A 14,272-nucleotide genomic window follows, 5' to 3' on the forward strand; every position below is an offset into this window, starting at 1 on the left:
CGGCCAATCCGACCAGCCAGGAGCTGCTGAACAACCTGTACCAGTTCAAGGGGCAGAAGTTCACCACGTTGGGCGGGCTCACCGTGCCCCTGACGTTCCGTGAGGGCAGCACCCCGAAGATCCCGTACTGCCTGTTCGCCGCCATCTCCAACAAGGCGAACAACGGCTGGGATACCCCCGTCTCCACCGCCAAGTGCACCGACCTGCTGGCCCCCAGCGATCCGCAGAAAAACAGCTGACCCAGCAACACACGCGTCGGGGGTTCGGCAAGCCCGCCGGACCCCCGACGGCCAAGGTCCATCAGCCGCAGAAGTAGTCCCGGAGTCGTCATGAACCTGATCAGCCTGCTGAAGAAGCAATGGGATCGCGCCCTTGCGCTCGTCGCCACCGTCGTCGGCGCCGTCATGCTCATCAACGGCTGGGTCGGCGTCAGCGGCACCAACGTGCTGTCCGAACAGGAGCCGTACATCGTCTCCGGCGGTATCGGCGGCATCTTCCTGCTCGGCATCGGCGCCACCCTGTGGGTCTCCGCCGACCTGCGCGACGAGTGGCGCAAACTCGACCGCATCGAAAAGGCGCTCGCCGACGGTGTGCTGCGCTGGGACTCCGGCGACACGCTGGGCCCGGAGACCACCGCCGTTCGCCGGACCGCCAACCACGTGCGTTCGCACGCGGCCGTGGCGCGCGAGCATGGCTAGCCGCGACCGGGCGCAGACCTTCGAGCCCTGGACCCCTTTGGCGGTTCTGCTCTGGGCGGCGATGAGTCTGCTGGCCGGCGTGCTGATCTTCATCTGCTGGTTCTATGCCAGCGGTAAGACCCAATACAACGACCAGAGGCCGGCCCTCAACCTGGCCGTCCTGGGTGCGATTGTCGCGACGGCCGGCGGTGCGTTCGTCTGCCTGGCCGGTCGTCGTGCGGTGGGCCTGCGCCGCCAGGCATTGCTCGCCGACATCCCCGTCGCACTGCTGTCCCGTTCGGTCGCCCCGCTGGACATCGCACTGCTGACCCTCGTCGGTGGCGCGGGCCTGAACCGCTATCACCGCTCCGATTGCGACCTGTCCACCGGGCGGAACTGGGCGCCGGCCGACCGAGAAGTTCACGAGCAGGAAGGGCGCACGCCCTGTGGGGTGTGCAGGCCATGAACACTTTCTTCAACTACTTCATCCCGGGTATCTCGGACGGCTCGGTCTACGCGCTGTGCGCGCTGGGCATGGTGCTGACCTACAAGACCTCCGGTGTGTTCAATTTCGCCTACGGCGCACAGGCCGCGGTCGGCGCCTACATGTTCTACGAGTTCCACGACCTGCCCAGCCGGCACTGGCTGGCCGCGATCCTGCCCAAGTCCATGCAAGGCCCCTACCCCTGGCCGGTGGCCTTCATATTGGGCCTGTTGATCGTCGGGGTGATCGGCGGCCTGTTGCTGGAACGGCTGGCCTCGCTGCTCTCCTCGGCGCCCACGGTGATGATCGTGGTGGCCACGGTCGGTCTGCTGGTGATGCTGCAATCGCTGATGACCGCGATCTACGGCGCAGCCGACCTGCGCACCCGGGACTACCTACCCACCAGTGGTTTCACCCTCGGGGAGATCAAGGTTTCCTACGGCGACGTCATGGTCACGGTGTTCTGTCTGGTATCGGCCCTGGCGCTGTTCCTGTTCTTCGGCCGCACCCGACTGGGCAAGGCCACCACCGCGGTGGTCGATGACCCGAACCTGCTGGCTCTGCAGAAGATGAGCCCGACCGCGGTGCGCCGACTGTCCTGGATCCTCGGCTCCAGCTTCGCCACCATCGCCGGCATGCTGCTGGCGCCCAAGCTGGGCGTGTCGGTGAACACCCTGGTGCTCATCGTGATCGCGGCCTACGGCGCCGCGGCCATCGGGCTGTTCGAGAACCTGCCGCTGACCGTCGGCGGTGCGTTCGGCATCGGCGTGCTGATCAACTACCTGCCCAGCCAAACTCAGCGCTACGACAACGCGCTGTTCGGCAAGGACAACCTGATCTTCCAGGAGCTGCCGCGCAACGTTCCCTTCATCGTGTTGTTGGTGGTCTTCCTCATCGTGCCGGCCACCAAGCTGACCGAGCGCGGCGTGCGCAACGCGCGGCGGTTGACCCCGCCGCGGCAGTTCCCGCCGCTGGTCAGCGGTATCGGCCTGGCGGTCATGCTGGCCGGGCTGATCCTGGTGCCGCACGTGGTCGACGACGCCAAGGTGACGCAGTACAGCGCGGGCCTGGGCTACATGATCATCTTCTTGTCGCTGGGCATGCTGATCTGGATGTCGGGTCAGATTTCCCTGTGCCACATGGGTTTTGCCGCACTGGGCGCGGTGACGATGGGCCACATGGTGACCACCGGGTTCTCCGACAAGATCCCGCTGCTGGGTGGGCACACCGTGTCCTGGCCGGTCGCGGTCATTATCGGTGGTCTGGTCGCGGTGCCGTTCGGTGCGGTGGTGGCCATCCCAGCCATTCGTCTGGCCGGTATCTACGTCGCGGTGGCCACGTTCGGCTTCGGCATCGTGTTGCAGTACATCGTCTACCCGATCTGGTGCTTCTTCGGAATCCCGCCGCTGGTCCCGATCCCGCGGCCGGGCGACGACTTCACCCTGTTCCGTACCGGGCAGTCCGGTCACACCGGTGGCATCCTCGGCATGAACTTCGTCTCCGACGAGCGGTACTACTACCTGTGCCTGATTGTCACCATGCTGATGGCGGCAGTCGTGTTGCTGGTCCGACGTAGTCGGCTCGGCCAACTGCTTCGGGCGTTGGCCGATTCGCCGGTGGCGGTGGAGGCCTACGGTGCCAACACCACGGTGATTCGGGTGGTCGTGTTCTGCCTCGCGGCGTTCATGGCCGGCGTCGGCGGCGCGGTGCTCTCCGGTACCCCGGAGCAGGCCTCCGGTACTCCCGGTGGGATCTACGACTACACGTTCTCGCTGATCATCGTGGCGGTGCTGGGCTTCTGCGGTCGCCGACCGATCCTGTCCCCGCTGCTCGCTGCCACGGTGTTCGAGGTCGTGAAGGTCTACCCGCCCTTCGACTACGGGAACTTCATCAAGTACCAGGGCGTCATCTTCGGCGCGCTGGCCATCCTGGTCGCCATCTGGCCCGCGCTGAACTTCCGCGGCCTGCTCGGGACACGGGGACAGGAAAGGGTGGAATCCGGCGGCGGCCCGCTGCACGAGCGAGAAGTTGACCCTCCCGTGCGCCCGGTAACTATCCGCATCCCAGAGTTGGAGCTCGCCGGACAGGGGGCTGGGTCATGAGTGTCGACCTCGACGTCCAGAATGTGACGGTCCGTTTCGGTGGCATCGTCGCGGTGAACGACGCCACCGTGTACGCCAAGGGCGGCGAGATCACCGGTCTGATCGGACCGAACGGCGCGGGCAAGACCACGTTCTTCAACGCCTGCTCCGGGCGCAACAAACCGGAGAAGGGCAGCATCGTGCTCGGCGGGGAGCACCTCGACGGGCACGGCTCCTCCAACCGGGCACACCGCGGGCTGGGGCGCACGTTCCAGCGCATGGAGTTGTTCGACTCGATGACCGTGCGGGAGAACATTCGCACCGGTCCGGCCGCCTGGTATTCCAGCTTCCGGCCGCTGGGTCAGATCTATTCCACCCGCAAGGAGACCAAGGAGATCAACCGCCGCACCACGGACGCGCTGATCCGCTGTGGCATCGAGAAGATGGCCGACAAGACCGCGGGCGACCTGTCCACCGGTCAGCGTCGGTTGGTGGAGTTGGCCCGGGCAATCGCCACACCGTTCAAGTTCGTGCTGCTCGACGAACCGTCCTCCGGCCTCGATGTGGCCGAGACCAAGGAATTCGGCGAGGTACTGCTGCACTTCGTGAAGGACACCGGCACCGGAATCCTCATCGTCGAACACGACATGGCACTGGTGGCCGACATCTGCACCCGCATCTACGTGCTCGACTTCGGCAAGATCATCTATCAGGGCACGACCGCCGAGGCGCTGAGCAGCCACACGGTGAAGGCTGCGTATCTGGGGGAGGCCCACGTTGCTTGAGTTGCGCAATATCAGCGCCGGTTACGACACCGGCATCGTGCTCCGGGACGTCAGTATCACCGTGCCGGACGACGCGGTGGTCGCCCTGCTCGGGCCGAACGGCGCGGGCAAGACCACGCTGCTCCGAGTGGCCTCCGGGCTGCTCAAGCCCTACTCCGGACAGATCCTTGTCGACGGCGAGGACCTGACCGACAAGAAGGCGTTTCACCTTGCCCGTAAGGGAATCATCCACGTCCCCGAGGGCCGGGGGATCTTCCCGTCGCTGACCGTCACCGACAACATCCAGCTGCAGGCCAAGCCGAGTGAGTTCAAGAAGTCGTTGGCGAAGGCCACCTCGGTGTTCCCCCGGCTGGGGGAACGGGCCAACCAGATCGCCCGCACCATGAGCGGTGGCGAGCAACAGATGCTGGCGTTGTCGCACGCCTATGTCGGCAACCCGAAGACCGTGTTGCTCGATGAGGTGTCGATGGGTTTGGCTCCCAAGATCGTCGAGGAGATCTTCGTCTACCTCGAGGACCTGGCCAAGCAGGGCATCGCTCAACTGCTCGTCGAACAGTACGTCTCACGGGCGCTTCAACTTGCCGATTACGTCTACATCCTGGACCGCGGACGCATCAGCTTTGCGGGCGAGCCCGGCGAAATCTCAGAGGAGACCATCATGAATTCCTACCTCGGGTCGTTGGCGTCATGAGGGCGCCCCGCTGGGCTGTGGCCCTTACCGTTGTCGGCGCGGCGGGCACGGGTGCCGTCGTCGTCGGCCTGCCCGGTTCTGCGTTGGCCGGGGACAACCGCTACTCGCTGACCGCCCAGGGCGACGCGATGTTTTTCCAGCTCGACGGCGAGGACATCCCCGCGTCGCCGACGAATGAGGCGGGTTCGCTGACCGCCCACTCCGATGCGGACAGCGAGGGCAACAGCACCGCGTTCGCCGGCGCGCCGTACTACGGCAAGACCGCCCAGACGTTGCCCGGCACCATCAACGGCGTGCCGAACCAGTTCGGCGCGCCACAGCTGCAGTTGCCGGTTTCCCAATTCCCGGGCTACGTCACCTCGTCGTATCCCAGTCAGCCCAAGGCCGAGGACGCCCAGGGCTACTACAAGGTGGACGCGACCAGCGACGACACCTCCTCGACCGCTTCGGGTACCAACGGTGCGCCCTCCTCGGTGCCCGCGCCCAACCAGCAGCAGTCGGTCACCGCGGTGACCAAGCTGAACCCGGACGGTTCCACGACCGCCCAGGCGGAGGGCTCTGCGGCCGGCTTCGTGTACCAGGCGTTCGAGTTGGGCAACTCCGATGCCAAGGCCCTGATCAGTGACAAGGGTGGCAAGCCGCAGGTCACCAGTGCGGTCTTCGGCCGGTTCTCCGTCGGCGGTCAGGAGTTCGGCTTCGACAAGAACGGCTTTCAGTACCTGGGTCAGGACATGAGCCAAAAGGACGCGGTGCAGAAGGCCAACGACACGCTCAAGGCCGCGAACATGCAGATCGACGTGGCCCCGCAGACGCAGGAGACCGACCCGGTCAGTGGCGTCACCACCTACAGCATTGGCGGCTTGAAGCTGACGACCACTCAGAAGAGCCCGAGCGGCGCGGTCTACACCATCGGCTACATCCTGGGCCGCGCCAAGGTCAGCTCGGTGAACGTGCCGCTGGGCACCGCGGTCACCGGTGCGGACAGCACCTCGAACGGCCCCACGCTGGGTGGGGTGAACTCCGCCGCGAACACCTCGCCGAACACAGGCACCGCCGCGTCGGCCGCGGGTGACGCCGGCATCGCTGCCGTGGACGCCTCCGGGGGCGCCGTGGACACTGGTGCGGTCGACACCACCGGGGCCGGCGCGGCGGGCAGCACCCTGGCGGCCGGCGCGCCGCAGGCCGTGGTGGCCCCGGCGCTGCCCCGCACGCTCGGCTTTGTGCCGGCCGTCGAGGCACGCAATCCCAAGCCGGGCAGCAGCGACGGTCTCTACCTGATGCTGGTGATCGCCGGCCTCGGCGTGCTCGCCGCACAGCAGCTGTTCAGCCGCTTCGGGGTCCGCATGATGATGGCCCGCAAGTAGCAGTCACACCACCACGTTGTGGGTGTTAGGGGGCGGGCGTGGCGGTGGGCAGCGTGGTGAGCAGCGAGTCGGGGAAGCCGGTGCTGCGCTCGCCCAGCTGCGGGTCCCACAGCTTGTCCCCGATGACGGCCAAGGACTTGGCGACAGTCAATAGTGCGTCGTGATCCGCCTGCGGCGCCAAAGCCGCGGCCTGGCCGAGCTGGGTGGCCTCGGCGTCAATGAGCAACGCCAGCTGCAGCCGGGTGTTGCTCGGGCGTCCAGCTTTGGGGTCGGGCTTGCCGTAGAGCAGGTCCGAAACCTTGGTGAAGTCCACGGCCTGGGTGCGCAGCGCGGGCAGCTTGCCGTCGCTGATCGCTGTGGCCTCGTCCTTCGCCGAGGGCAGATCGGCCCCGCGCACCAACTTCGACCATGCCGCGACTGACTGCTCGGGCCGGGTGTCCTGGTACTCCCGCTGCGTCTTGTCGCCGCCCACATCGGTCAACGGTGCCTTCGGCGCGTAGTCACCCGCCGCCCAGTTCGGCACCTCCGGGGCCTTGCGGATCACCACGCCGGGGATGTCCCGATCCGGGGTCATGTACGGCTTGAGTTCGGCCTGAGCCTGGTCGAAAACCCGGTCGGACAGCGTCTGGACCCGACTGATCGCCAACTGCAGCTGGGTGCGCAACGCACCCCTCGGCACCGCCGCCGTGACCTTGGTGAGCGCGGCGGACTGGGCGTACCCGTCCGCGGCGAGGCGATAGTCGACCACCGCGCGCGGCGCTTGTTCGAACGCGGCCCGCGCGGCCAAGGCCTGCTGGGTGGCCGCGATGTCACCGAGCATGTTCTGCGCGGCCGCGGCGACCTGCTGGTCGTCGACAGTGTCCTTGCGCCAGTTCTGCAGGGTCTGCAGATAGCTGACCAAGGTCGTGCTCATGTTGGCGAAGTCCTTGAGCACGTCGCCCTGGTACTGATCGCCCGGCGTGCCGGTGGGCGTGGGCGTCGGCGCGGGGGAGTCGGCGGAGTCCGAACCGCTCAGCGACCACGCCGCTACGCCGGAGGCCACTGCGGCGACCACCAGCAGCGCCGCGAAGCCCTGCACTTTGCGGTTGCGCAGGCCCGTCCTGGCCGGCTGCTTCTTCTTCGACGACGCCATGAGGGCAAAGGCTAACGGGTATTAACGTCGGCACCAAACACGGGCCCGTTTCACAACACAATGGCCTCAAACATAATCAGCCACCTCGGCGGCTGTTTCATCCACGGCGTGTTGTGGCAGCCCATGAGCATGACGACCGGCGTGTTATTTCGGCGAACACGGGATGGGGCGGTCGGCCCTCAGCGTCGCGACGACGGGTGCCGTAAGGACATCCAGGGACTGCGGGCTTTGGCCGTCGGCCTGGTGGTCGTTTACCACCTGTGGAGCCACGGTCTGCGCGGCGGCTTCGTCGGCGTGGACGTTTTCTTCGTGATCTCCGGCTTTCTGATCACCTCTCACCTGCTCACCAAGCCGCCGCGGCGACTCTGCGACCTGGCCGCGTTCTGGGCACGCCGCATCCGCCGCCTGCTGCCCGCCGCGCTCACCGTGCTGGTCACCGCGTTGGTCGCGGCCCGCCTGCTGGCCCCGGAGACGCAGTGGAAGGCCACCGGTCAGCAGATCACGGCGTCCACCCTGTACTGGCAGAACTGGCACCTGGCCGGGCAGTCGGTGGACTACCTGCATGAGGACAGCCCGCCCACCGTCGCCCAACACTTCTGGTCGCTGTCGGTGGAGGAGCAGTACTACGCGGTGTGGCCGCTGCTGCTGGCGCTCGCCGTGCTCGCGGCCCGCCTGCTGCGCCGTCGGCTCGCGCCGTTGGCCGCGGTCGCTGTCAGCGTGCCGCTGGCCGCCTCACTGACCTGGTCGATTCTCTACACCCGCAGTCACCCCGCGCAGGCCTACTTCGTCACCACCACCCGCATCTGGGAACTCGCCGTCGGCGCACTGCTGGCCGCGTTGGTGCACAGTGTGTCGCGACAGGGCGCACGCCACCGGTTGTCCGGCGTCGGTGCGGTGCTGCGTCCGATGCTGGTGTGGGTCGGCTACGCGCTCATTGCCTATGCCGGGCTTACCTTCTCCGGCAACGATTTCCCCGGCGCCAAAGCGTTGTTACCGGTGTTGGGCACCGCCGCGGTCATCGCGGCCAACGACCAGAGCGCATTCACCCCGAACCGGCTGCTGGCGCTGCGTCCCGCGCAGTACCTCGGCGACATCTCCTACTCGGTGTACCTGTGGCACTGGCCGATCATCGTGCTGGTCCCCTATGCCAGCAAGCACGATCTGACCGTGACCGAGAAGATCGCCATCATGGTGGCCACCGTGGCCGCCGCGGGTCTGAGCAAGCGCTACATCGAGGACCGGTTCCGTCGTCCGCGGCCGGGCCGCTCGCTGGTGGTCCCGTACCGCTGGGCGGCGGTCGCCATGGCCGGTGTCGTTGCGCTGGCTCTCGGGCAGGTCCAGGAAATCAACCTCCGCATGCACCAGCAGTTGCGGGATGCACAATTCGCCGCCGCCGACCCCTGCTTCGGGGCCAACGCGATGCGGGCGGATCGTCGGTGCGCGCTCGCGCCGGACGCGGCGAAGGTGGTGCCGAGCCCGATCCTCGCGCCGACGGACATGTCGTTCTCCTACCGGTCCGACTGCGAGCTGAAGATGCCGTTCACCGGGGTCAAGTCCTGTGTGTTCGGCGATACCAAGGCAACCCGCAACGTGGCGCTGGTGGGGAACTCGCACGCCATTCATTGGTTGCCCGCGTTGCAACAGGTCGCGCTCGCCGAGCACTTCAAGATCACCACGTTCTTCAGCGAGCAATGCTTCGCGACGACGGTGCCCATCAAGTTCCCAACCCGGGCGGAAACCGAGAACTGCCTGCATTGGGGCCGGCAGGTGCTGTCCACGACGGCGACCGGTCCGTTCGACCTGGTGGTCACCTCCGAGCGGACGTATATGGCGCCGTTGACCGGTGGCAACAGCGACAAGGTGTTCCAGCAGGGCTACGCCTCCTACGTGCAGAACTGGCTGAAGGCGAATCGTCGGGTGCTGGTGCTCCGCGACGTGCCGCATCCGCGGACCACGTTGCAGGACGTGCCCAACTGCGTGGCCCAGCACCGCCACAACCTCACCGCGTGTCAGGGCAGCCGCTCGGCGTGGATGCACCCCGACCCGTTGGCCGATGCGGTGCGTGCAATGAAGTCCCCGAAGGCGTCCGTGGCGAACTTGACCGACTGGTTCTGCAGCAAGACCACCTGTCCGTCGGTGATCGGTGGCGCCTTGGTGTACTTCGACGCCTCGCACATCACCGCCACCTACGCACGCACGCTGACGCCGGTCTTGGCACCGATTGTGGCCAAGGCACTCGGAGCGAAGAAGGTGGTTATCCCGGCCGCGGCCGCGGGTAAGCACACCGCGTGAAAGCTGCTCCCGTGCGCTCGGCCCGCGCGCGGGGATCGGTGCTGGCCGCGATGCTCCTCGCGGTGGCGCTGCTGCCCGGTTGGGCGATGGCGCACCGCGACAATTCCGCGTGTGCCGGCGCGGCGGCACTGCCCAATCACTGCCGCGTCCCCAACTCGGGCAGCTACGTCCCGGACGCCGCCCATGCCGAGGCCGACCACGCCGGGAACGGCCAGGCGGACGGTTGTTGGACCACAGGCGACTTCACCCAATTCCGTTCCTGCACCCTTGGTCGCCCGCAGGCCAAATACACCGTGGCCCTGGTCGGCAACTCCCACGCCGGGCAGTACCTGAACCCGTTACGCACGTGGGCCGACCAGTACGACATGCGCATCGTGGCCTACCTGATCCCGAAGTGCTTCGCGATCGACGAGAAGATCGACATCGGCGACAAGCACTACGGCCCGGTGATGAACGACCGTTGCCGCGCCTGGGGGCAGTGGGTGCAGCGGCAGACCAACGCGCTCAAGCCCGACCTCATCGTCACCACCGAGCGCACGTACAAGAAGCCGATCCCGGTGCGCTCCGGTGGCCAGTGGCAGACCTGGAAGGCCGGTTACCAGCGCTACCTGAAGGGCTGGACGAGCCAGGGCCAACACCTCCTGGTCGTCCGGGACAACCCGGTGCCCGGTAAGTCGGTGCCGGCGTGTTTGGCCGCGCACCCGCACAAGTTCTCCAAGTGCGCGGGCGACCGGGCGAAGTGGCTGCCGCCCGATGCCCTGGTGGCCGCGGCGGAGTCGCTGCACACCTCGCTGATCTCCGCCGTTGATCTGAGCGACTACATGTGCACGGACACCACATGTCCCGGCGTGCTCGGCGGGTTGTGTGTGTATCGCGACCACTCCCACATGACCGCGACCTGGGTTCGCTCACTGCAGGCCTACCTGGAGGAGCCGTTCGCCGCGGCTCTGCACCACCATCCCTAATGAAGGACGCCTAGATAGCCTCGATGTCGGGGTAAGCGGGGCGCCACATGTGGTCGTCGATCTGCTGCACCGGGTCCGTCAGCGGGGCATCGGCCAGGCCCTCCTGCTCCGCCGCGGAGGCGACGGCGTGGGCGACGGCGGCGGACACCGCGCGCAGGTTGGTCACCGGCGGCAGCAGGCTCGTGCCGGGTCCGACCACGGCGGGCATGGCCGCCACCGCCTGCGCCGCCGCGGTGAGCATGCCGGTGCTGACCCGACGGGCGCGGGCCACGATTACGCCCAGGCCCAGGCCGGGGAAGACCAGTGCGTTGTTGGCCTGCGCGATGCGGTGTACCTGCCCGTTGTGTTCGACCGGCGCGAACGGGCTGCCGGTGGCGATCAACGCGCGCCCGTCGGTCCAGCGCAACACGTCCGAGGGCAACGCCTCGCATTTCGACGTGGGGTTGGACAGCGGAAGGATGATCGGGCGAGGGCAGTGCGCGGCCATGTCCCGCACGATCTCCTCGGAGAACGACGCGGCCTGCGCGGAGGTGCCGATGAGCACCGTCGGCCGCACCTCGCGCACCACGTCGGCCAGCGTCGGGATGCCGTCCTTCGCCCACCCGTCGGTCTCCCCGGTCGGGCGGGCGTACGCCAGCTGGAAGTCGCGGATCGTCGCCGCCTGATCGGCCGTCAGCAACCCGCGGCTGCCCAACGCATAGAACCGGCCGGTGGCCTCGGCGGCGCTGAGCCCGTCGGCGATCATCGCGTCGCGCAGCATGTCGGCGATGCCGATCCCCGCGGTGCCCGCGCCATGGATCACCACGCGTTGGTCGCGCAGGCGGGTGCCCGCGGCTCGCACCGCGGCCAGCACGGCGGCGAGCACCACGGCTGCGGTGCCCTGCATGTCGTCGTTGAACGTGCAGCAGCGGTCGGTGTAGCGCAGCAGCACCCGTCGGGCGTTGGCTGCCGCGAGGTCCTCCCAGTGCAGCATCGCGCGCGGGAAGACCCGGCCGACCGCGTCCACGAACTGCTCGACCAGCGCGTCATAGCGTTCGCCGCGCACCCGGGCGTGCCGGATACCCAGATACATGTCGTCGTTCAGCAGCGCGAGATTGTCGGTGCCCACGTCCAGCATCACCGGCAGCACCCGGCGCGGGTGGATCCCCGCAGCCGCGGTGTACACCGCGAGCTTGCCGACCGCGATCTGCGCCCCGCCGACCCCCCAGTCACCGATGCCGAGGATGCCCTCGCCGTCGGTGGCCACGATCAGGTCGACGTCCTCGGGACCCATGCCGACGTTGCGCAGCCGCTGCTCGATCTGCTCGGGCGAGTCGACAGACAAATACACCCCGCGGGGCCGGCGGAACTCGTGACTGAACTGCTCGATGGCCTCGCCGATGGTGGGGGTGTAGACGATCGGCAACATCTCGTCGAGGAACTCCGAGAGCAGGCGGTAGAACAGCACCTCGTTCCGGTCGCGCAGGTTCCCCAGGTAGACGTGCTTGTCCAGCGGAGTGGGCTGGCGCAGGTACTGCCCATACACCCGGCGCAGTTGCCCCTCCAGCGAGGACACGCAGTCCGGCAACAGCCCGGTCAGCCCGAGCGCGGCGCGCTGCTCGTCGTCGAACGCGGTGCCCCGGTTGAGCATCGGCAACGACAGAACCGGGTGCCCACGAGCCCGAACCCGAGCCGTCCAGCGTCCCGCGGTCGTCGGCACCAGGTCGTACGGATCTTCCGTCATGGGGTACGAGAATAAACGCCCCTGTGTTCAGCCGCCGCGCCGGAGCAGCAGGCGGCGGGGCCCACGGAAGGACATGTTCGGCGAGAAGTCGTACTCCTGACCGGGGACGAGTTCCAGGTCGGGGGTGCGCTCGGTGAGCAGTTCCAATACGGCGCGCACCTCGATGCGGGCCAGCGGTGCGCCGAGGCAGAAGTGAATGCCCGTGCCGAAGGCGAGGTGATCACGGGCATTCGCCCGGCGGACGTCGAAGGTGGCCGGGTCTGCGAACTGCTCGGGGTCGTGGTTCGCGCTCGCCAGCGACAGCATCAGCCGGGCGCCCTCCGGCACACCGACGCCACCGATCTGCACCGGCCGGGTGGTGACCCGCCGCCAGGCGATGACGCTGGTGTCGTGCCGCAACACTTCCTCGACCGCGTTGGGGATCAGTGAATCCTCGGCGCACAGCGCCTCCCACTGCGCGCGGTTCTCCAGCAGCCGACGCAGCGCGTTGGTGGTCAGGTTGGTCGTCGTCTCGTGGCCCGCGAAGCTCAACGCGTAGACGATGCCGGTGATCTCGGCACGGCTGAGTTCCTCCGGGTCGGCGAGGTGCACCCGGGCCAGGTCGCTGGTGAAATCGTCGACCGGCTCGGCAATGCGGGCGTCGGCGAAGCGCTCGCAGTACTGCCAGTAGCGCACCATGTTCCCGGCGATCTCGACCTGCTCCTGCGCCGTCGGCCGCCCCCAGCTGTACAGCGCCCGGTTGCCGCACCAGCCCTTGAGCAGCTCGATGTCCTCGGCCGGGAAGCCGAGAAACGTGAAGATCATGTAGGCGGGCAACGGGAAGGTCAGCCCGGCGACGAGATCGAACTCGGGCTTGGCCACCATCTCCTCGATGAGCTGCGCGGCCCGTTCGCGGATGCGCGGCTCCAGCGAGGCGATGCGGCGGGCGGAGAACGAGCGCATATTGTGCCGACGGATCCGCGTGTGCTTCGGCGGGTCGACATTGGACATCGTTGGCGTGGGCCGGAATCCGCCCTCGGTCAGGACTGCGCGGGCCGCGTCGGCCGGGGGATGGATGGGGTCCTGCACGATGGTGGCGGAGAACGTCTCGTGGTCGCGGAAGATCGCGTGGATGTCCGCGTGCCGGGTGACGATCCACATGTCCAACACGGGGGAGTAGTAGACCGGGGACTCCTCGCGCATGGTCGCCAGCGTCGGATACGGATCGGCGAGGAAGTCACCCGCGAACGGGTCGACGTTGGAAATCGGGCACGTGGCGCCGGTCATGGGCCTCACATCACCATGCCGCCGGGGAGGGTCAGGCCGGGGAGGACCTGCGGGGCCACCAGCACCAGCAGACCCAGGGCGCCCAGTAATGCGGCGGTGCCCAGAGTCGCTCCGCGACGGTGCGGGAGAAGTTTCTCCGCCGCGATGATGGCGGCAATCAACGTCATCCAGGTCAGGCTCATCACACCGAGCGCGAACAGCGACGCCATCAGCGCCCAACAGCAGCCGACACACCAGGCGCCGTTGCGTATGCCCATGCTCAGCGCCCCTCGGGGGCCGTCCCGCCAATACCCCAGCAGGAATCCCAGCGGGCTGTGGCACTTGCCCAGACACACGTCCTTGAGCGGGGTGAGCTCCCAGGCCGCCGCGACCAACAAGGTCATCCCGGCGAGCGTGCGGCCGGCCCGGTCCCAGGCGAGGGCATCACCGCTCAGCCGGTCGGCGCCGACGGCGATCCCGAACGCCACCAGGCCCGCGCCGGTCCAGGTCGCCAGGTAACCGCCGGTGAACAGCAACGGGGACCATGGCGAGCGCTGCCGGATCAGCCGGGAGTACAGCGCGATGGTCGGGGCCACCGACGGGAGCATCATCGCGGTCATCATCGTCACCCAGATGCCCAGGAAACTGCCCAGCGTGCCCAGCGCCGTCCACGGGCCGTCGTCCATGCCCGACATCCAGTGCGCCGTCCATTGCCAGGCCAGCACGGCCAGCGCGAACAGCAGCACGACGAGCCCGAGCCGGTGCCGGACGGCGGTGAACGCCGGACCCGGACCGGCCGGGACACCGGACCGGATGGCGGCCGGCGCAGTCAT

13 protein-coding genes are annotated in these 14,272 nt (G+C 67.8%); 9 read left to right on the forward strand and 4 right to left on the reverse strand.

The window, feature by feature from the left end; genetic code table 11:
* The 7 genes from VGJ14_07910 to VGJ14_07940 all read left to right on the forward strand — a co-directional run.
* Positions 1 to 239 (forward strand): ABC transporter substrate-binding protein (locus tag VGJ14_07910; GenBank protein HEY2832331.1); only part of this gene is annotated, 239 nt, incomplete at its 5' end.
* 90 nt (positions 240 to 329) lie between these two features.
* Positions 330 to 698: a hypothetical protein gene (locus VGJ14_07915; protein ID HEY2832332.1), complete on the forward strand. Its 369-nt coding sequence runs from the start codon at positions 330 to 332 to the stop codon at positions 696 to 698.
* On the forward strand, positions 691 to 1,143 hold the full coding sequence (locus tag VGJ14_07920; protein ID HEY2832333.1) for a hypothetical protein: 453 nt from the start codon (positions 691 to 693) through the stop codon (positions 1,141 to 1,143). The genes VGJ14_07915 and VGJ14_07920 overlap by 8 nt, the downstream gene beginning before the upstream one ends.
* Positions 1,140 to 3,263, forward strand: coding sequence for an ABC transporter permease (locus VGJ14_07925; GenBank protein ID HEY2832334.1), 2,124 nt, complete (start codon positions 1,140 to 1,142; stop codon positions 3,261 to 3,263). The genes VGJ14_07920 and VGJ14_07925 overlap by 4 nt, the downstream gene beginning before the upstream one ends.
* A complete protein-coding gene (locus VGJ14_07930) occupies positions 3,260 to 4,027 on the forward strand; it encodes an ABC transporter ATP-binding protein (protein HEY2832335.1) in 768 nt (255 codons plus the stop codon). Before VGJ14_07925 ends, VGJ14_07930 begins: the two co-directional genes overlap by 4 nt.
* Positions 4,020 to 4,718 carry an ABC transporter ATP-binding protein gene (locus VGJ14_07935; protein ID HEY2832336.1) on the forward strand — a complete coding sequence of 233 codons (699 nt, stop codon included), beginning with the start codon at positions 4,020 to 4,022 and terminating at the stop codon, positions 4,716 to 4,718. The genes VGJ14_07930 and VGJ14_07935 overlap by 8 nt, the downstream gene beginning before the upstream one ends.
* Before the next feature lie 17 nt (positions 4,719 to 4,735).
* Positions 4,736 to 6,082, forward strand: coding sequence for a hypothetical protein (locus VGJ14_07940; GenBank protein HEY2832337.1), 1,347 nt, complete (start codon positions 4,736 to 4,738; stop codon positions 6,080 to 6,082).
* 25 nt (positions 6,083 to 6,107) lie between these two features.
* Here the strand turns inward: VGJ14_07940 and VGJ14_07945 are convergent, their stop codons facing one another.
* A complete protein-coding gene (locus VGJ14_07945) occupies positions 6,108 to 7,214 on the reverse strand; it encodes a hypothetical protein (protein HEY2832338.1) in 1,107 nt (368 codons plus the stop codon).
* A gap of 129 nt (positions 7,215 to 7,343) precedes the next feature.
* On the opposite strand from VGJ14_07945, the gene VGJ14_07950 reads away from it, so the two are divergent.
* Positions 7,344 to 9,506 (forward strand): acyltransferase family protein, encoded by a 2,163-nt coding sequence (locus tag VGJ14_07950; GenBank protein ID HEY2832339.1) that lies wholly within the window; start codon positions 7,344 to 7,346, stop codon positions 9,504 to 9,506.
* Positions 9,503 to 10,471 (forward strand): SGNH hydrolase domain-containing protein, encoded by a 969-nt coding sequence (locus VGJ14_07955; GenBank protein ID HEY2832340.1) that lies wholly within the window; start codon positions 9,503 to 9,505, stop codon positions 10,469 to 10,471. The genes VGJ14_07950 and VGJ14_07955 overlap by 4 nt, the downstream gene beginning before the upstream one ends.
* Before the next feature lie 10 nt (positions 10,472 to 10,481).
* Here VGJ14_07955 and VGJ14_07960 read toward each other — a convergent pair whose 3' ends face one another.
* The 3 genes from VGJ14_07960 to VGJ14_07970 are packed head-to-tail and all read right to left on the reverse strand — an operon-like array spanning position 10,482 to position 14,272.
* On the reverse strand, positions 10,482 to 12,194 hold the full coding sequence (locus VGJ14_07960; GenBank protein ID HEY2832341.1) for an NAD-dependent malic enzyme: 1,713 nt from the start codon (positions 12,192 to 12,194) through the stop codon (positions 10,482 to 10,484).
* Between the two features lie 27 nt (positions 12,195 to 12,221).
* Complete coding sequence (locus VGJ14_07965) at positions 12,222 to 13,460, reverse strand: cytochrome P450 (protein HEY2832342.1); 1,239 nt, start codon at positions 13,458 to 13,460, stop codon at positions 12,222 to 12,224.
* Positions 13,461 to 13,465: 5 nt separating this feature from the next.
* Complete coding sequence (locus VGJ14_07970) at positions 13,466 to 14,272, reverse strand: DUF2182 domain-containing protein (GenBank protein ID HEY2832343.1); 807 nt, start codon at positions 14,270 to 14,272, stop codon at positions 13,466 to 13,468.

This window comes from Sporichthyaceae bacterium (assembly GCA_036493475.1).
Taxonomy (GTDB): domain Bacteria; phylum Actinomycetota; class Actinomycetes; order Sporichthyales; family Sporichthyaceae; genus DASQPJ01.